The following is a 17905-nucleotide window of genomic DNA, read 5'->3' as shown; positions in this document are numbered from 1 at the left end:
AAACCATTTTGAAAAGAAATGACTATCAATTTCCCATAACGCGGTTGACAGCTTCTAATACTTTGGACTCCTCAAACGGTTTGACAATAAAATCTTTGGCCCCAAGTTCAATGGCTTCTGTAACAATTCTTTGCTGGCGCATTGCGGTACACATGATGATCTTTGCTTTAGGGTCAAAGGATATGATCTCACGGAGCGCCTTAATGCCGTTTTTCACCGGCATCGTAATATCCATCGTCACTAAGTCCGGCCGAAGTTTTTTATACAGGTCAGCCGCTTGCTCGCCGTCCGCCGCCTCGCCTGCTATTATGTAATTTGCCTCTTCCAAGATCTCTCTGATTTTTACTCTCATGAACTTGGCGTCGTCTACAACTAAAACTCTTGTCATATTCCCCTCCAAAAATCGAATTCCTCAGGTAATAGTCTTATTGTACCAAAAACAAAAGGATTAGTAGTAGTGCAAAAGTAATTTAGCAGTCAGAAACCTGTAAATCCACCAAAAAGATCCGACAGCAAAATAATGATCAAGTTCATCCAATCAAAAAATAGCAGTACCCCAATAACAATCATAAGTACACCGCCCGCTTTCATGATCAAAAGCTGATTCTTCCTGATCCACTTCAGTTTCGTGATGAAGAACGACAATAATACAAACGGAACGGCAAATCCGAGAACATATAGCATCATATACGGTATCGCTGAGCCAGGATTAGTACCTGCTAATGTGATAACAGCCCCCAAAATGGGACCGGTGCAAGGCGTCCAGCCGGCCGCAAAAGCCATACCGATTAAAACGGAACCGAAAAAACCGCTTGGCCTATGCTTAAAATGGACTCTGCGTTCTTTCATGATAACCTCAGGCCGAAACACGCCAAGCGTAATAAAACCAAACAGAATAATGAGCAAAGCGCCAACTTGCCGTATGGCATCATGATAATCTCTAAACAAGGTTCCAATAAAAGATGTTCCATATCCTAAAGCTATAAAAATCACTGAAAACCCCAGCAAAAAAAACAGCGTATGGGCCAAGCTTCTTTTTTGCAGCAATAGTTTCTCTGTTTTCACATCATCCATGCTGACTCCTGTAATATATGACAGGAAAGCCGGATAAAGCGGCAGGCAGCAAGGCGAAATAAATGATAAAAATCCCGCCCCGAATGTCAGAAAATAATTCACATCTCCCATGTCATCATCCCTTCATGATTTGACATTCCTTCAAGTTATGACAAAATCATTTCATTTTTTTAACACTTTCACTCGAAGGATTTCTATTTTCAAAAAAAACTTATATAATTTAATTTGACATTGAGACATTGTACTCCTTCTCATTTGAAAATTAGTATAAATATGGATATAATATAAACATTCACTTTTGAAGATCTAATGTATGAAAGGATACATCCCTGTGATTAGAGAGCATCTATTAAATGAAATTGAAAAAAAAAGAGCAGAGCTGCTGCAAATTGTCATGGCGAACGGAATGACATCTCATATTACGATAGAACTCAGTCAGGAGCTTGACCATCTTCTCATACAATATCAAAAGCAGCGCCTTCGAGCAGTAGCGGGTGATGAATGATTGCAAAATAAAAAACCCGATAAAGGGTTTTTTATTTTATAACCATGTTTCTCTATATCATAATCTTTACGTATTATTTCGTTTGATTATTCATGGCTTTCATCATTTGATTGATTTTCTTTTGAGAAGGTTTCATTCCCATTTGCATCATCATCATGCGTAACATTTGTTCATTAATAGGCGGATTCTTTTTAAGATAGCTCATCATATATTTACGAGCAATAAAAAACCCGAGTGCAACACCTATGAGCAGTGCAACAACGCCCACTAGGATGCCAACCCATAAAGTCATTTTATTTCCTCCTTCATGTTGTCTAGTTTAAAGTGTACTAAACCAAAAGCTATTATACAACATTTACATCTCTTTTTCTTCGGTTTTAGACAAAATTTCTTTCTTTCACCGGATTTAACCACCCATACCGCTTCGTATTGAAATCCATTGCAAGAAAGCAAGGGCTTACTTTGCGAAGAACTTCAAAAAATATCGTTTCCGCCTCGTAATCTCCGTTAGCAACAATTTCAATCATGTGTTCTTTCATCATAAAAGACGCTTGTCCCTTTGCTTTTGGGAGAGATAATCTATAAATATAATCCAGCTGTGTATAGTTTGTATTGTTCAAATTCATTTTTAACCGCTGATGCATATGTAAAATCGGAATGGGTTTCGTAATATATTGAATTTGTTTCTCTGTCATTTCATACTGCTGCCTCGTCAGGCTTGTCCAATGATAGTCTTGAAACAGCTCAAACATAACCGATTCCCGCCCGAAATAATGATTGGCAAATTCCTCTTTGATCAGGTACGTATAGTAGTGACGTTCCATCTTCTCATCCCCTTTTCCAGCAGCATTTCATTTGCATTCTATTATACAAAAGAAGAGAAGAAAGAATTGTCTATTACTGTTAAACAGCCAATACTATTTTTGTCGGATAAACAAGAAAAAGAGGATGATTTGACTCATCCCCTTTGAAAAACTTATTTATTGATTAATGCTTTGACTCGATCCACAACGTTTGCAACTGAGAAGCCGTATTCATTGATAATGGTTTCGCCAGGAGCGGAGGCGCCGAATTTGTCAATGCCGAGCACGTCTCCTTCAAGCCCTGTGTATTTGCCCCAGCCAAATGATGAGCCCATTTCAATCGCAAGACGTTTTCTCACATCTGACGGAAGCACGGAGTTTTTGTATTCATCCGATTGTTTCTCAAAACGATCTACTGAAGGCATGCTGACGACAGAAACATCAATATTTTCTTTCGCCAATTCTGCCTGTGCCTCGATTGCGAGGCCAACCTCTGAGCCCGTAGCGATGAGAAGAGCGTCAGGTGTTTCGTTTTTAGACTTAGAAACAACATAAGCACCTTTTTCTACACCAGCCAATGCCTCTTCAGCTGTTTGGTCGATTGTAGGAAGGTTTTGACGTGTCAATACAAGCGCTGTTGGGTGATTTGTGCTCTGCACCGCAAGCTTCCAAGCCGCTGCTGTCTCATTACCGTCTGCAGGACGGATTAAAGAAAGGTTAGGCATTGCGCGTAATGAAGCAAGCTGCTCAACCGGCTCGTGAGTCGGTCCATCTTCACCGACCGCGATACTGTCGTGAGTAAAGACATATGTCACAGGAAGACCCATTAATGCTGCAAGGCGAATGGCCGGACGCAAGTAATCAGAGAAGACAAAGAATGTTCCGCCGAATACACGAAGTCCGCCGTGAAGCGCCATACCATTTAAGGCTGCACCCATAGCAAATTCGCGAACACCAAACCAGAAATTTTTGCCTGAGTAATCAAGCGCTGTATAATCACCGGAATTTTTAATCGTCGTTTTGTTTGACCCTGCTAAGTCTGCAGAACCGCCGACAAAGAACGGAATTTTATTCGCAAGACCGTTCAGAACTTCACCTGAAGAGGCACGGGATGCCAGACTGCTTCCTTTTTCATAAACAGGTACCTCTTGATCCCAGTCTTTCGGAAGTTCTCCTTTGATAGCCAGCTCAAGCTGTTCAGCGAGTTCCGGATAAATTTCTTTATATTTAGCGAATTGGTCATTCCATTCCTGTTCCTTTTTCTCGCCGGATTCTTTTACTGTTTTTGCGAAATGCTCATATACTTCTGACGGAACGTAGAAATCTTCTTCATACGTCCATGCATAAGCTTCTTTTGTTAATTTACTTTCTTCTTTGCCAAGCGGAGCACCGTGAACACCGGAAGTGCCGGCACGGTTAGGAGAACCGAAACCGATTGTCGTTTTTACTTCAATCAATGTAGGTTTCTTGTCGTTTTGGCGTGCTTTTTCAATTGCCGCAGATAATTCTTCAATATTGTTTCCATCCTCAACGTAAAGAACTTCCCAATTCATCGCCTCGAAACGCTGTTTCACGTTTTCAGAGAATGAACGATCCAGATCTCCGTCCAATGAGATGTCATTAGAATCGTATAATACGATCAGACGGCCAAGCTGAAGATGGCCTGCAAGTGAAGCGGCTTCAGAAGAAATACCTTCCATTAAATCGCCGTCACCGCAAATGCTGTATGTATAGTGATCAACTACATTGAATGAATCGCGGTTGTAAGTTTCGGCTAAATGGCGTTCTGCGATAGCCATTCCGACCGCCATTGCGATTCCTTGTCCAAGCGGCCCTGTTGTTGCATCAACACCTGCTGTATGTCCGAATTCCGGATGCCCCGGTGTTTTGCTGCCCCACTGGCGGAATCCCTTAAGATCTTCAATGCTGAGATCATACCCGCTTAAATGAAGCATGCTGTATAAAAGTGCTGATCCGTGTCCCGCAGATAAAACAAAACGGTCGCGGTTAAACCACTCAGGGTTTGCCGGATTTACATTCATAAATTTTGTCCATAGCGTATATGCCATTGGCGCTGCCCCCATAGGCATACCAGGGTGACCAGAGTTTGCTTTTTCAATAGCGTCTATTGATAGTGTGCGAATGGTAGCAACTGATTTCTTTTCAATTGTATCCATAAAAATCCCCTTCCTTATATGTTGTACCCTTTCATCATAAATGTCTGACGACTTTTTCTCAACTGTTTCAGCTTAAATTTGAGAGAAACTTGATGAATTTTGTCACCTGAAGAAAGCGCTGTTGTTTGTAGTATATACAAAAGAGGAATACGATATTGCCGTATTCCTCTTATATTAGTGAAGTCTGTTATTATTTTTTTCTCTTTTTAACTTTTCAGGTGTTACGTCATTGCCTTCAGGATCAATGATTTTTACACTTTTTAATGTATTTTTCATAGAAGAACGAAATCCTTTTAGGTACTCTTGACGGAGCTTTTGCTGTTCAGCTTTTTCTTCTTCTGTAATAACGCCAGCTTTAGCTTTTGCGGCAAGTTCATTGATTCTGGCAATTTTTTCGTTTGAAATCATGATAAACTCCTTTATTGCATTTTGTCTATATACTACTAAAACAAGAGGAGTTTTACAACTGATTCACTCGCCTGTCTGCTCATTCTCTATGTATTCCTGAAAACGCCGATGGACTGTCGCCTTTGACACATCATAGCCGAAACCTCTTAACGTAGCTGCGATTTCAGCAAACGTCAGTTTATTCGCTCTCAACCGGACAATCTCCGAGATCGGAATTTCTATTCTTTCTTTTCCGCTGTTTTCATGCTGGTTTTTCAGGTTCTTTTGTGGCTTAAAACCATTTTTCACTGCACGTTTCATTCCGCGTTTAATTTTCATGTTGTGGATTTTCCGCTGGTATTCCTCCACAATGCTGACGATTTCCAGCACCATAGAGTCAGCCTCTGATAACTCCAGCTCACCTCTGTGAGCGGTCGTATATACTTTCACACCTTCCCTGTAAATACAATGAAGAAGTGCAATTTTCGCGTTTCCTCGGCCGAGTCTTGTTTCATCCTGAACTAAAATCACATTAATATTTGAATTCTTGATGTGATCAAGCAAATCAAATACACCATCCCGGTCCATTTCATATCCGCTGGCTTTTTCAGAAATCACTTTGACGACTTCCATGCCGTTCTCGGCAGCAATGGCCGTAAGCTCCTCCTCCTGCCGCTTTAATGAGGTTTCTTGCTGTTCTTTATTTGTGCTTACTCGGGCATAAATGAGTGCTTTCACCTTTCTACCTTTCCTCTCTATTTAACAGTAGCCAATTCGTATGCAGCCGGGTGTTCCTTTTTTAATGGAATAACCAATTCATCCCCCGGCTGAATCTCAGACGTCTGGAGATTATTTTTTTCAGCTACCCATTCAACAAAATCACTTTTATTTATCTTTTTTGAGTCATCCACCTGATCAGCGAGCGACCAGAGCGTATCCCCAGACTGAACTTTTATTTTAACATATTGATTAAGCTCCTGGTCGCTGCTTGTATAAGACAACAGAAGGATAACCACGCTTAGAATCACAGTGAACAGGCCGACAAAAATAATAGATTCTTTATTCATGATAACAACCTCCGACAAGAATGTTTGTTCGCATTTTTATAGTTTCAGTATATACGAACAAACGTTTCTGTCAATTGTTTTTTTCGAACCTATGTTTGTACTGTCAGGAAAATCATGCTATAATCTATTTAAAATCGACGTTTAGAGGTGCAAAAAATGACGAAGCTATCAAAAAGGCAACTTGATATCCTCCGTTTTATTAAAGCAGAGGTTAAATCAAAAGGATATCCGCCTTCGGTTAGAGAGATCGGAGAGGCTGTCGGCCTTGCGTCCAGTTCTACTGTCCACGGCCATTTGGCCCGTTTGGAAACAAAAGGGCTGATTAGACGCGATCCGACAAAACCAAGAGCGATAGAAATTCTGGATGAAGAAGTAGAGATTCCAAAAAGCCAAGTCGTTAATGTACCGGTAATCGGAAAAGTAACGGCGGGCTCACCTATTACAGCGGTTGAAAATATTGAAGAATACTTCCCGCTTCCTGACCGTATGGTTCCTCCGGATGAGCATGTGTTTATGCTGGAGATCATGGGTGACAGTATGATTGACGCAGGTATACTTGATAAGGACTATGTAATTGTAAAACAGCAAAACACGGCGAATAACGGTGAAATCGTAGTGGCGATGACAGAAGATGATGAAGCTACGGTAAAACGTTTCTATAAAGAGGATACACACATTCGCTTACAGCCTGAAAATCCAACCATGGCTCCGATCATACTGCAGAATGTCAGCATATTAGGAAAAGTAATTGGTGTGTTCAGAACTGTCCATTAAACTATTGAACTATCAGTTACAAAGAATAAACCCCCTCTCCCTTTGCGGAGTGGGGGTTTTGTTTTTTTAAAAAAGCAGGCTCGCCCTGGCTTAGGTGCGAACCTGAATAGGAGGAAAAAGAACATCATGTTTACACCATAATTATCCATCATTTAATTGTTGAAGTCAAGAAATTTTCTTTCCTTAACGAAACTTTTTTTAAAAAAGTGCTATTTAAAAAATTAGACGTTCTTTTGTTATAAATGTTTCGATTTTCGGACGTGAAAAGATGAGTTATACTCTCCTCTTTTATATTGAGCGAGACAAAAGGAAATATACTGAATATTTAGTACATAGTTTATTTAGTTAATTTATTCTGCAAAAAAGCTCACTTCTTTTCAAAAATGTGAGCTTCAATCAAAATTAAAATATTCTACACCATAGCGGCCTTTTACATGAACACTTGCACAGTTTTCTGAATGTTCTTCAGCTAATATTCGATACCGGTGATAAGGTTCAATGGAAACCTTATCTTGAGCGCTAAAATCAAACCAATTACCGGTGAATTGTTTTGTGCTTAACGTAGTATAATCCCCTGCAAGTCCCATTCGCTGAAGCTTAATGTTAACTGAACAAATGTTCACTCCTAATATCGTAAATTGGTATCCTAAAAAATAATCCATTGCCGGTACATCACTAATGTTTTCTACATAAAGCGCTTTTGTTCCGTCATTTAGAATAAAGTCGGTTTTATGCTCAAAATGTGAAGTTGCTGCATGAATGGTCCCGGTTCCAAAAACACATAGCAAAACAGCTGTCATGAGTAATATTTTATTTCTCAACTGCAATCCCCCTCCTTTACCATATATTAACCCCAGAAGATAAATATGTATATTCTCCGTTACTCTGTTTCCCGTACTTTTTCAATCGTAAAAATCCATGTGGGTTTTAGCTTGCTTATAATATTGAAGTCTGTCTTGAAGAGTTCCTGTATGGAATTCAAATTTATGGCCGTCAGGATCAGTGAAATAAATTGATTTTCGATCACGTTCATCTCGTTCTCTCCCAGACAAAATAGTAACATGAAGGTTTTTTAATTTTGCGGACATTTCTTCAAACTTGCTTTCCTCAATTGTAAAAGCGATATGGGTATAAGAAGCATTAATATCATTTCTGGGAATGTCACGCTCTTCGTTGAGAGCCAGCCATATGCCGTTTAAATCGGAATATGCAGTGCTTCTTCCTTTAACAAGCAGTTTAGCATCAAAGACATTTTGATAAAACTCGATGGAAGTCAGTAAATCAGAAACAGAAAATAACAAGTGATTGATCCCTTTGATCTCCACTGTGTCTCCTCCTTAGTATTTAAAAATAGATGATTAAAAACCATGAAAGATTGATTTGTTTAACAGAAGCTCACCCCCACCCCTTGTGTACAGACATTGCAGCCAGAAAGTTTCAAGCGACCAGCAAAAAATACCAGTGTAAACAAAAGCAATTTGTTCAAAATAAACCATATTACTTCAGAAGGGAATGACCGTTATGAATGGCTACGGCCTTCATGAAACGTTAGAATTGCACGAATTGCTTACGTTTAAGAACCTTTGTTTGACAAAATCTTCAACGATGACGGGACTTGTACAAGATGAAGAATTAAAGAGTATTCTTGAGCAGGATGCTCAAAAAACAAAACAGCAGGTTGCGCGTTTGCAGGAATTGCTGTCAGTGAGAGGTGAACAAGCGTGAATGAGTTCTTTCAAAAATTAGCCGGAATGGGCAGCATGACCGAACAAGTGATCGCAACGGATTTTTTAATATCGGCAAAGACAGGCGTAAGAAATATTGCAGCTGCCATCACAGAATCTTCTTCCCCAGAAGTCAGGGAAACGCTGCAGCAATATTTACATGACGCGATGAATACCCATGAACAAATTTTTCATTATATGGCTGCAAAGGGTTTTTATCATTCTAAAGATTTAACTCAGCAAATAAGTGTCGATCTTGAGGCTGCAGATACCGCTAAAGATTTGCCACAAATATAGGTGATCAAATGAAACATATTATCGCTCTTGCTTCTAAGACAGCTTTAACTCTTGCCCTATTGTATGTGATTTTGGATAGAGTTTACCATGCTTCCTTTTTAAGTGTGCTGTTTATTGCATTTTTCTTAAGCTTTGTAACATACCTTTCCGGTGACATCCTGATCTTGCCGAGAACCAGCAATATGACAGCTTCACTGGCTGACTTCGGACTTTCACTCGTTATTCTTTGGGTCTTTCTTGAAACGCAAACTAGAAACGGTTTCTCACCGTTTGCAGCCGCTCTGATTGCGTCTGTCTGCCTTACTGTTTTTGAATATTTTTTTCACCGGTATTTACTGAAAAATGTGCTGGATGAAACATTCCGAAACGAACTGACTGTCAAAGATAACACTTTGCAATATCAAACTGAGGTATCAGATGAATTGTTTCCTGAAGCCAATGATCAGAAGGACGAAAAATAAGGAGGCGCAAAGCCTCCTTATTTTAATAGCTGTTTTCTATGAAATGGGTCATCACTTCTGTAAAATCATAAAACCTCTCATTTTGAGTCGTGGATCTGCTCTTTAAAGAAAAGATGCCAAACAAAGATTCTCTGAACCCTGTACTCATCTCTAATTGGATACTCAAACCGGTTTTTGATTTATTCGCTATATTGTTTGGACTTACGCCTGCATGCGGATGATCCGTACCAAGCAATTCAGCCGGAAAACCGGCTTTTTGCAGTTCTGAAACTAATTCTGCCGCTCTTGATCGGTCTGTTCCGCCGATTTGTATCTGTTGGTCCTCTCCTGCATATCCATGCAATGAAATGACATACTCATGACTTGCTACAAGCTTCAGTGCCTGAGGCTCATCAAAATGCGTGCTTGTTATATGCAGTACTGAATTTCCAGACGTCTTCAAACCTTCAAACAAATACATGGAATATTCTTTGCTGAGCTCTCTCGCTAATTCACTTGTGCCGCCTTCAATACCTCCTCCGTGAATAGCTAAAACAAGCACAGAGCTGCGGGTTTCTTTTGTGGCAATGTTATAATCTGAAGGATCTTCGTGATTCTTTAATTCCTCGAAATTCTGATAGATATCCTCTGCATATACAGAAGAAACCGGAACAAACAACAAGAAAATTAACAACATTTTTACATTTTTTAAAGTTGATGGAAAACGTTTGGCTATGTTACAATCAACATGCTTCAAGGAATGGAGCAAACGGCGGAGCAGGGATACTTTGGCCGGTTTCATCTACTCCGCCTCAAAACCAAAAACACAGGATGCTGGACTCTTTGAGGCTTTAGCACGAATTATCTCGTCCTCCTTGTTAAATTTTTGTTAAATTCACAATATTATATACCATTAGCCCGGGCGCTGTTCTTCACATTTATGAATTTATACTCCTTAGCAAAAAGTAAGATCGCACCGGCTTTATTCTCATTCCCCCATTACATAAAAAAAATGCACCCGCCTGCTGGCTTGTGCACCTTTTACTTTCTGTTATTCCCGCGTTTCTTTACTTTATTGAGCTTATAAATGTCTTTTTCAATTTTTCTTATTCTCCGCTTTTGCGGCATGGCTTTTATTTCACTATAAACAGCAATAAACCCGCTTAAAGTAACTGCTGCAATATAAATGAAACGGTGTTTGATAAAACGGTCAACAAGATCATAGTCACCTGCTTCTTTTTCAAGCCTTTCGATTACATCTTTATCGAACAGCTGATCGACATAAACTTGCTTCATCCCCACTGCAAATCCCGCAGCCAGCCATACAATCAGAAACAAACTGATATAAAACATAAAAACCCTTCCTTCCCCGTCTGTATGAGGCGCAGCATGAAAATGTGCCGAACCGTTGTTTGCCGGACGAGAGACTGTCAGATGAACTATTGTCTTTGTTTTATATTATTCATTTGGACGGGCAATATGTAATGTCATAATCTACAGTTAGAAATTGAATCCCAAACAGCCACATTTCGTGAACAGCTGTTAGCCTGCTTGCACCCGCCGGAGCCTTTATAAGAAAGGTTTCAGATAATGGAAGCGGGCAGGTCCCGATTCTTGTTCTAAGATAAATCCCTTCATCCCCAGCACCGCTTTTTCTCCGCCTGCTGGTCAAAATCAGGTTCTCTTTGTGATGATAAGGCTTTAAAATGCCTGTCATGTTACTGAAAGGAAGCGGCAGAGAAATATTCATGTACCCCTCCCCTTTTGAGCGATATACAGAATACAGCGCGGTAAAAATGGTTTCGTTTTTTTCATTTGTTCTGATCCAGGCACGTACCTTTTTTCTTCCGTCTTTTTTTGAATGGACACCTTTTATTGTACTGTGCATCCTATACCAGTCAGGATTCGTTGACAGATGTATTTGTCCGGTTCTTTTGCTGATGTATTCATACATTTTCGCAAAGGGCTGAAACCAAGTGCTCCACGTCACTTTTGCTTTTACCTCATAATCTTTCGTCTGTTCATAAAAAGAAACAATCAACGGTGTCAAATGCTCCGGTGAAAAATCGTTTGAACGAAGGCTTCTCATATCATCCACAAGTCCGCTATATTGAATGTTATTTTCAGCGTGAATGTTGTGCAAAAAGTTCTTTCCGATGGTTCTCTTTCCGTATATACGGCTGAAAACCTTGACACTCGCATCCGAGGGCTGAGGATTTTCTTTTCTCCATCCTGCAAGAGCCGGCAAAATAACACCGAATGCGTTCACGACACCGTGTATCCAAATCATTTGGCTGATGGTCAGCGTGACTTCTTGCCGGAATACACCGAAGGAGTAAATGAAAGAGAAACAGATCGTTATCATTAACACGACAGAAGACAGTCGGATAAGCACTTTTCCTGTCTTACTGCGAAAAGCTGTCTTAAATATTAAGTATGAGTTAAGATAAAGTGCCGCCATATAGATACCAACCGCCAAGATATCAAGTGTTTTTGAGTATGTTATTCCGAGTGCGATGAGGAGCGGCGACAGTAAAATAATCCATGTCACCCAACCGTACATAACCCGTTTTTCTCTATTGACTCTGCCAAGTAAACCATGAAAGATCGGGATCAGAAAAGCAGAATAGTGAAAATGAACCGCTGTGAGCAAAATAATAAGAGGACCAAAGTGCAGGATATGTAAATGCGCAGCATAGGCAAAAAACCAAAATCCCCCTCCTCCTAAATAAACGAGTCCTAACAAAATAGATGTTTCTTCGATTCTATGTATTTTTGTTTTCGAGAGCCGCAACACACCATATAAAGCCAACAAAGCAGTGTATATCCACCAGATCAGTGCAAAATACCCCACGTCTGTTACAAGGGCTAATACCGCGAAAACAGCTGCTGCCGGATAGATGTGCATCAATATTTTTTCCGAAAATTGAATAGTCTTGTGAGCTGATTGATGAAAAACAAAAGGAAAAATCCCCGGCACAAAAAAGAGAATGGAAAACAAGACAAGCGCCTCCGCAACTGATATGTCGGGAGCTTCAGATACAAGAAACCAGATGAAACAAAGCGCACTAATGATGCCGTTTCGTTTTAACATACTTCTCCCTCTGTTTCCTGAAACGTCCCTTTATAATAAAAAAGAGTGCCAAGAATTGCATTTTCCACATGAACTTGAATAGTGAAACAGTTGTTGCTTTCATCAAAAGTTTCGCAAACAGTGGAATTACCGCTCAGCCATTTTGGCAAAGGAATTCTTTTTCCGCATATTAATAGCCATTGCTTCCCTGATGTAATGTGGAGAGACCCGTCAGAGAATGCTTCAAAAGTTAAAACGGACAGCAGAATATGAGGTTGGCCGAAAAAATCAAGTATTCGTTTTTCATTTTCGTCGTATACCATAACTGCATCAAAGAAACGCTTTTTATCTTTAAAGACAAAAGTCCGATTCCATTCAATCCCCGTATGTTCCTGCTTCGTAAGACATGTTCTGTTTTTAATTGTAAAAGGGATGTCCTTTCCTCTTTCTGAAAAGAAACATCTAAAAAACACCCCGCACTTCAGCAGCATTCTGACAAAAAAAGAACCTCCGCTTATTTCTGACATCGTTCCTCTTCCGCTGAATGTATGTGACCTGTCTAATTGATAACGTTTCTGCAGCTTGGGATGTAATAGATGATAATTTATAATTGTTTTTTTATACATTGAACTCACCATTTCACTTCTTTCTTTTTCGTTTCGTATGCCGAGCACTTGGAAGCCGGAGACTGATCAAGCCGCTTGCCGCAGTAACCACACTTAACAGTAAAGAACATATTCCGGCATCCAGAAAAGCGCAGACAGCAAAGATACAGGTCTGCACAGCATGAAGTGTCCATTTTCTCTTTAATGGACTCAGCCATAAAATGCCCAATCCTATCTTCGCTGCTCCTGCCATATTGTTCGTTTCAAGATCTGTAAACCCGTGGTAAAACCAAAACAGACTAAAAAACAAGCACGTCAGCATATAGACAAACGCATAACGGATCAATTGTTTCGGATGTTTATTTTGTTCAATCCAAAGTCTCAATGAATCAAAACTCCATGCTGTTGCCCACCCCAACAGCGGCCGAAATAATAAACGGTCAATCCATCTTCCCAGAAAGCCATATGCCGTTTCATATTGATATTGCGTCATAAATGTAAGCTTCCCGTTATCATGCTGTATGTATTTCCAATACCCGCTGCCTTTTTTAATCAAGGATAACGGATGGTTGGAGGAAAAGGCCAGGGAGGATACTCTTTGAGAGGAATGCAATTTCGTTCCCACGGTTTCACCAGCACCTGACACCTTTAATCCAAAGCCAATTCTTGTCTCGTAAAGAAACCTCTGCGCTTCATTTACGCTTCTGTGTAAATATGTAATGTCAGAAAACCGCAGATCCCATTCCTTATGTAACGATGGGTTTTGCGTATATTCCCAAAGCTTGTCCAGGTCAGATGTCATCTCGATTTCGACATAAATCGGCTTCTGTTTCACAGCCCCTCCTCCCTTCTTTTTCTAGCAGTTCCTATATTAGCATATTTATAGTATTAAAATAGATTAACGTTAAAATTTGAGTTCAAAGCCTTCTACATCATCTGAAACCTCCACAGGTATCCCCATAATGGTTTTAGGTTTGGAAACGTAAACAAAACGCATCTCTTCTTTTAACTGCTGAAGTGTGCTTTCATTCACTACAATTTTCGCGGGTTTTCCCGGACTATTATCAATGGCCGCTTTTATTTTACCGAGCACGCAGAACCCTCCTTCTTTACATTCTCATCACAATAGAAAAAGCAGAGATATCAGCATAATTACATTAACTACAGCCAAAATGCCTGAGACATATGCTATGCTCTTCTTTTTATCCAGAAAAACAGCACATTGGCCAATAACACAAAACTGATCAGTGCACAATACCCGAAATGCTAATTGATTAAAAAGAAATCTTTGTTCATAAAAGCATATTGCTGCCAGACAAATCACAAGAATGAAAAGACCGTGATATATATTTTCCGCTCTCCTGCTGTATTTTCGTTTTTTTGCATGAGGCTTCCCCTGCCTTTCACCACTCAATATAACAATAAATGGATAATAAATTCACTTTTAATCGTGAAATTTATAGAATGAAACACTTGCCGACAACAGATTCAGATTCATGCTCACTATGGACATGATTTCGTTAGATGATATAAAATTTGCATGAAAATATATATTGAATAAAGAGGAGCAATATATGGATAAATATCAAGAAAAAACATTACCGGACATTACGAAACATATAACATTAGAGGCGCCTATTCAAAAGGTTTGGGAGACAGTCTCAACTTCAGAAGGCATAGCCAAGTGGTTTATGCCGAATGATTTTCAGCTGAAGGAAGGATATAAATTTCATTTACAATCACCATTTGGACCATCACCTTGCAAAGTTTTGACGGTTCATGCTCCCGAAGAGCTTTCTTTTGAATGGGATACTGATGGATGGATTGTTACATTTCAATTAACAGACGTAGGGAACAAAACAGAATTCACTCTCATCCACAGCGGTTGGAAGAAGCCGGATGAAATGATCGGTAAGGCAAACGAGAAAAGCTCAGTCATTCGGGATAAGATGGATGGCGGCTGGACAGGCATTGTGAATGAACGACTTCGCAAGGCTGTTCAAGAGTAAGGTATTTCATTGCTCATACAGTATAAAAAGAGAGAGCTCCCTCTCTCTTTTATTCATGACAAAGTTAAATTCACTGAACTGTATCTTCGAATCAATCGTAAAACGTAACTGTTTTTGATTTACCAGAGTAATCAGTAACAAAGAACTCTGCCTTGTTATTGCTTCCATCTACAAATTTCCCGATACTGCTAAAGGTATGACATTCTCCGGGTGAAAAATAATTAGAACCCACATATTCATCAGGATTGTCACCAGCATCATCCTCATATAGATGCAGTGATACGGAGAAAGGTGTACTTCCTGAAAGACAAACTCTAAAATCACCTCCGCTCGAGTATACCGTCGGACTTGAATAAGTATAGGTGTAAGTCCCAAGCTTATCCCACTCTCCGGCTCCAGCAGTTCCCGCTTTTTCTGCATGTGCAGATAATGGAAAAGCGACAGCGAACATGAAAACAGACAGGTACCCTATTAACTTATTGCATCTCATAATTAATATCTCCCCCTTATTTTGATCATGACAACTTACAGTTATATATATATCACCCCCCTATAAATAAAATTGCAGGTATGTGTATGGCATTGGAAGCCATACGTTTTATCATCAGCATTTTTTCCTGAATAAATCCCCATCATTCTCCCTTCGCCTGTGTTATACAAAATATTCAAAACAGACGTATTCTCATTTGAACCGCCATCTTTTATAATTTGTTAATAAGGGTTCGTACTTCAAACAAGAGGAGGAGAAGCATCATGGAATTAAGCGTCACAAAAATGTTAGTTATTTTATTTGTAGGTTTTTTAGTGTTTGGTCCTGATAAGCTGCCTGCGCTTGGCCGCTCTGCCGGAAAAGCCTTATCAGAATTTAAAAAAGCGACCAGCGGATTGACTCAAGACATAAGTAGTAGTGGTTCAGAAAACAAAGAAGACAAGCAAATGTAAGGTAAAATGATTTGGCCGATGCATATCGGCTTTTTATATTGTTGTTTCTGCATGATCCCTCAGTTTTCCTCTGATTATTCCTAAACTTCTTTTTTTGGACAGCCCTTTTTTACTTTTGCAATTTAAACTGTCCAATCCGCAAACTCTAACTTCCATATAATAAAGCGTATGATCATAAAAGGAGGGGTATTTATGGGCTATTACAAAAAATATAAAGAAGAGTATTATACGGTTAAGAAAACGTATTACAAGAAGTATTACGACTATGACAAAAAACATTATGATCACCATGATAAAAAAGATTACTACTGTGATTATGACAAAAAACATTATGATCACGACAAAAAAGACTATGACTACGTTGTAGAGTATAAAAAGCGTAAGAAACACTGCTAATACTCCATTTAATCTCCTCAATTTTGCTCCCCCGGTCAATGGCCGGGGGTTTTTTTGCAGAAAAAACTATGTAACTTCAATGTCTAAACGAATCCTAGGTCTAATTTGTTAAGAAAAGGATAAAGCTTTTTTACCTTTGGTGAGTGTCTTACAATTATTATTTGCCCCTTAATGCTGATTTTTTAAAAAAATTGAACATTTGGTACATAGTTTAATTAGTTTATTTTTAGGTCTATGGTGTCAATATATAAACATAACCCATTCATAAACATGAGATTTTAACGATTTTGTCGATTTATCTTAATAAAAGCAGTTCCAAAATAAGGTATAATAATTGGCGAAACCACTTTTAAAAGGGGGAATTTTGTTGAAAAAAGTATTAATTGCAGGTGCAGTAGGAACAGCTATTCTTTTCGGAACCATTTCTTCAGGAGTTCCAGGTCTTCCAGGAGCAGACACTCAAGTGGCAAAAGCGGCTTCCCAGCTGCCTAAGGGAATCGGCGGACGCGCCTACCTAAACAGTACAGGCGCTGTATTCACGGCTAAAATTAAGCTTCCCGACACTGTGAACATCCAAGACTCTGTCTCTACCCCTTATATTTATTCAGGTTTTAGCGCAAAAAACGGAACTGAGGCAGATATCGGCCTTCAGTACAGCAAACAATACAACGTCTGGAAACCGCTCATGAAAGTCGGTTCTAAAAATGATGAAACGTATATCGAAGGAAAAGAGAAATTCACTTATAATAAAGGCTTTCGTCCCGGAAGCACAGTGCAAATGACGATCTACAAAAACTTGAACGGGAATACTCGCATGACCCTCTGGGGAACAAACAATGACGGTTATACCGGACGTATTATCATGGAAATTCAAGGATCAAACATCGGCACTCTGTCGAAATGGAAAACACTTGCCACCGCTGCGGTTTCAGTTGAAAGCCAACGCTCTGCCATTAAAGCAACTTTTTCAACAACTTTTAACAATATCACAATCGACAATAAAGCAGTGACACCTGTCGTAGATACACAGGATTTTGCAAAAGTCCTCCCTTCTGGAAATAATATCACGATTTCTGTTAATAAATAAGGAATGCTGCAAAGGGCCGCCGGCATTGCCAGCGGCCTTTTTTATTGTATAACCTAAAAATTCAATCCACTGAATAAAATGATGATTCCAATACTACGATGTCATCATTTACCACATTTTCTCTTTACGAATTAAAAAATTCCCTCTCTTTTTTCTTGTTTAGCTTAAAAGCTATTAAAATGTTGATTAATGCAGCTGGGAAATATAAAAAACCTACTCCTAGAATACCTAAAATTGTACTTGAACTTATGATAAAACTTTTTGTCATCTCTTGACTGTCAATAAAAATAAGAAGGGTAATCAATCCTGCTAATACACCTACGAACCATGCGTTACCCACTGCATAAGAATCATCTAACATTCCCATCAGCTGTCCGATGATTGAGATGACAATAGCAGTAAAACTTGATAACAAGGCAAGTCTTTTCATTCTTCTCTCACCTTTTTCATATATTTAATCCGGTACATATTAACACTTCTTAACGTGCGTCAATGCTTGAATTTCCCCTACTTAAATGTTTTTCAATTCTCTTGCCTCTTAATGA

The 17905-nt window shown here is 39.3% G+C and carries 27 protein-coding genes; 9 read left to right on the top strand and 18 right to left on the bottom strand.

Annotated features, from left to right (window positions below):
- Positions 1-25: 25 nt before the first annotated feature.
- Together WA325_RS01535 and WA325_RS01530 are read right to left on the bottom strand one after the other, a co-directional pair.
- Positions 26-388, bottom strand: coding sequence for a response regulator (locus tag WA325_RS01535; RefSeq protein ID WP_010334411.1), 363 nt, complete (start codon positions 386-388; stop codon positions 26-28).
- An 89-nt stretch (positions 389-477) separates the two neighbouring features.
- Entirely contained in the window at positions 478-1185 is a 708-nt protein-coding gene (locus WA325_RS01530) for a cytochrome c biogenesis protein CcdA (protein WP_024121580.1), read from the bottom strand.
- 220 nt (positions 1186-1405) lie between these two features.
- Here WA325_RS01530 and ynzD point away from each other — a divergent pair, with 220 nt between their 5' ends.
- Positions 1406-1579 (top strand): aspartyl-phosphate phosphatase YnzD, encoded by a 174-nt coding sequence (ynzD, locus tag WA325_RS01525; RefSeq protein ID WP_024121579.1) that lies wholly within the window; start codon positions 1406-1408, stop codon positions 1577-1579.
- A gap of 73 nt (positions 1580-1652) precedes the next feature.
- Here the strand turns inward: ynzD and WA325_RS01520 are convergent, their stop codons facing one another.
- From WA325_RS01520 to yneA, 6 genes are all read right to left on the bottom strand, one after another.
- Entirely contained in the window at positions 1653-1871 is a 219-nt protein-coding gene (locus WA325_RS01520) for a YneF family protein (protein WP_003221221.1), read from the bottom strand.
- An 85-nt stretch (positions 1872-1956) separates the two neighbouring features.
- The gene (sirA, locus tag WA325_RS01515) at positions 1957-2403 is read right to left on the bottom strand and encodes a sporulation inhibitor of replication protein SirA (protein WP_024121578.1); all 447 of its coding nucleotides are present in this window, start codon (positions 2401-2403) and stop codon (positions 1957-1959) included.
- Positions 2404-2555: 152 nt separating this feature from the next.
- Positions 2556-4559 carry a transketolase gene (tkt, locus tag WA325_RS01510; protein WP_202853661.1) on the bottom strand — a complete coding sequence of 668 codons (2004 nt, stop codon included), beginning with the start codon at positions 4557-4559 and terminating at the stop codon, positions 2556-2558.
- Positions 4560-4733: 174 nt separating this feature from the next.
- Positions 4734-4967 (bottom strand): DUF896 domain-containing protein, encoded by a 234-nt coding sequence (locus WA325_RS01505; RefSeq protein WP_024121576.1) that lies wholly within the window; start codon positions 4965-4967, stop codon positions 4734-4736.
- A gap of 63 nt (positions 4968-5030) precedes the next feature.
- On the bottom strand, positions 5031-5684 hold the full coding sequence (locus tag WA325_RS01500; RefSeq protein ID WP_105991916.1) for a YneB family resolvase-like protein: 654 nt from the start codon (positions 5682-5684) through the stop codon (positions 5031-5033).
- Between the two features lie 17 nt (positions 5685-5701).
- Entirely contained in the window at positions 5702-6013 is a 312-nt protein-coding gene (gene yneA / locus WA325_RS01495; protein WP_059291742.1) for a cell division suppressor protein YneA, read from the bottom strand.
- Positions 6014-6169: 156 nt separating this feature from the next.
- Here yneA and lexA point away from each other — a divergent pair, with 156 nt between their 5' ends.
- Positions 6170-6787: a transcriptional repressor LexA gene (gene lexA, locus WA325_RS01490; RefSeq protein WP_010334405.1), complete on the top strand. Its 618-nt coding sequence runs from the start codon at positions 6170-6172 to the stop codon at positions 6785-6787.
- Between the two features lie 392 nt (positions 6788-7179).
- Here lexA and WA325_RS01485 read toward each other — a convergent pair whose 3' ends face one another.
- Positions 7180-7608, bottom strand: coding sequence for a hypothetical protein (locus WA325_RS01485; RefSeq protein WP_336183102.1), 429 nt, complete (start codon positions 7606-7608; stop codon positions 7180-7182).
- An 81-nt stretch (positions 7609-7689) separates the two neighbouring features.
- Positions 7690-8112: a FosM family fosfomycin resistance protein gene (gene fosM, locus WA325_RS01480; RefSeq protein WP_105954355.1), complete on the bottom strand. Its 423-nt coding sequence runs from the start codon at positions 8110-8112 to the stop codon at positions 7690-7692.
- Between the two features lie 196 nt (positions 8113-8308).
- Here fosM and WA325_RS01475 point away from each other — a divergent pair, with 196 nt between their 5' ends.
- From WA325_RS01475 to WA325_RS01465, 3 genes are read left to right on the top strand one after another with little or no spacing between them, the layout of a single operon-like run.
- Positions 8309-8512 (top strand): DUF892 family protein, encoded by a 204-nt coding sequence (locus tag WA325_RS01475; RefSeq protein ID WP_024121571.1) that lies wholly within the window; start codon positions 8309-8311, stop codon positions 8510-8512.
- Positions 8509-8808, top strand: a complete 300-nt coding sequence (locus tag WA325_RS01470; protein WP_059335692.1) for a spore coat protein — start codon at positions 8509-8511, stop codon at positions 8806-8808. Before WA325_RS01475 ends, WA325_RS01470 begins: the two co-directional genes overlap by 4 nt.
- Positions 8809-8816: 8 nt before the next feature.
- Positions 8817-9269: a YndM family protein gene (locus tag WA325_RS01465; protein ID WP_305934122.1), complete on the top strand. Its 453-nt coding sequence runs from the start codon at positions 8817-8819 to the stop codon at positions 9267-9269.
- 22 nt (positions 9270-9291) lie between these two features.
- On the opposite strand, the gene WA325_RS01460 is transcribed toward WA325_RS01465, so the two are convergent.
- From WA325_RS01460 to WA325_RS01435, 6 genes are all read right to left on the bottom strand, one after another.
- Positions 9292-10050 carry a poly-gamma-glutamate hydrolase family protein gene (locus WA325_RS01460; RefSeq protein ID WP_336183101.1) on the bottom strand — a complete coding sequence of 253 codons (759 nt, stop codon included), beginning with the start codon at positions 10048-10050 and terminating at the stop codon, positions 9292-9294.
- 239 nt (positions 10051-10289) lie between these two features.
- Complete coding sequence (locus tag WA325_RS01455; RefSeq protein WP_227599445.1) at positions 10290-10601, bottom strand: hypothetical protein; 312 nt, start codon at positions 10599-10601, stop codon at positions 10290-10292.
- 109 nt (positions 10602-10710) lie between these two features.
- On the bottom strand, positions 10711-12342 hold the full coding sequence (locus WA325_RS01450) for a YndJ family protein (protein WP_336183100.1): 1632 nt from the start codon (positions 12340-12342) through the stop codon (positions 10711-10713).
- Complete coding sequence (locus WA325_RS01445) at positions 12336-12956, bottom strand: DUF4166 domain-containing protein (RefSeq protein ID WP_105954393.1); 621 nt, start codon at positions 12954-12956, stop codon at positions 12336-12338. Before WA325_RS01445 ends, WA325_RS01450 begins: the two co-directional genes overlap by 7 nt.
- Before the next feature lie 4 nt (positions 12957-12960).
- A complete protein-coding gene (locus tag WA325_RS01440; RefSeq protein ID WP_105954352.1) occupies positions 12961-13761 on the bottom strand; it encodes a hypothetical protein in 801 nt (266 codons plus the stop codon).
- A 69-nt stretch (positions 13762-13830) separates the two neighbouring features.
- Positions 13831-14019: a hypothetical protein gene (locus WA325_RS01435; protein ID WP_059335696.1), complete on the bottom strand. Its 189-nt coding sequence runs from the start codon at positions 14017-14019 to the stop codon at positions 13831-13833.
- Between the two features lie 481 nt (positions 14020-14500).
- Between WA325_RS01435 and WA325_RS01430 the strand changes: the two genes are divergently transcribed.
- Positions 14501-14935 (top strand): SRPBCC family protein, encoded by a 435-nt coding sequence (locus tag WA325_RS01430; RefSeq protein ID WP_105954350.1) that lies wholly within the window; start codon positions 14501-14503, stop codon positions 14933-14935.
- A gap of 91 nt (positions 14936-15026) precedes the next feature.
- Here the strand turns inward: WA325_RS01430 and WA325_RS01425 are convergent, their stop codons facing one another.
- Positions 15027-15425, bottom strand: a complete 399-nt coding sequence (locus WA325_RS01425) for a hypothetical protein (protein WP_024121564.1) — start codon at positions 15423-15425, stop codon at positions 15027-15029.
- A gap of 263 nt (positions 15426-15688) precedes the next feature.
- Here WA325_RS01425 and WA325_RS01420 point away from each other — a divergent pair, with 263 nt between their 5' ends.
- The 3 genes from WA325_RS01420 to WA325_RS01410 all read left to right on the top strand — a co-directional run bounded on the left by WA325_RS01420 (position 15689) and on the right by WA325_RS01410 (position 17360).
- Positions 15689-15877 (top strand): twin-arginine translocase TatA/TatE family subunit, encoded by a 189-nt coding sequence (locus WA325_RS01420; protein ID WP_248336559.1) that lies wholly within the window; start codon positions 15689-15691, stop codon positions 15875-15877.
- Between the two features lie 192 nt (positions 15878-16069).
- On the top strand, positions 16070-16273 hold the full coding sequence (locus WA325_RS01415; RefSeq protein ID WP_024121562.1) for a spore coat protein CotC: 204 nt from the start codon (positions 16070-16072) through the stop codon (positions 16271-16273).
- 364 nt (positions 16274-16637) lie between these two features.
- On the top strand, positions 16638-17360 hold the full coding sequence (locus WA325_RS01410) for a YrpD family protein (protein WP_336183098.1): 723 nt from the start codon (positions 16638-16640) through the stop codon (positions 17358-17360).
- Positions 17361-17484: 124 nt separating this feature from the next.
- On the opposite strand, the gene WA325_RS01405 is transcribed toward WA325_RS01410, so the two are convergent.
- A complete protein-coding gene (locus WA325_RS01405; RefSeq protein WP_336183097.1) occupies positions 17485-17790 on the bottom strand; it encodes a hypothetical protein in 306 nt (101 codons plus the stop codon).
- Positions 17791-17905: the final 115 nt, after the last annotated feature.

It is taken from the genome of Bacillus sp. 205(2023), assembly GCF_037027485.1.
Lineage (GTDB): Bacteria > Bacillota > Bacilli > Bacillales > Bacillaceae > Bacillus > Bacillus halotolerans.
Note: the sequence above shows the minus strand (reverse complement) of the source record. Positions and strands in the feature narration are given on the sequence as shown.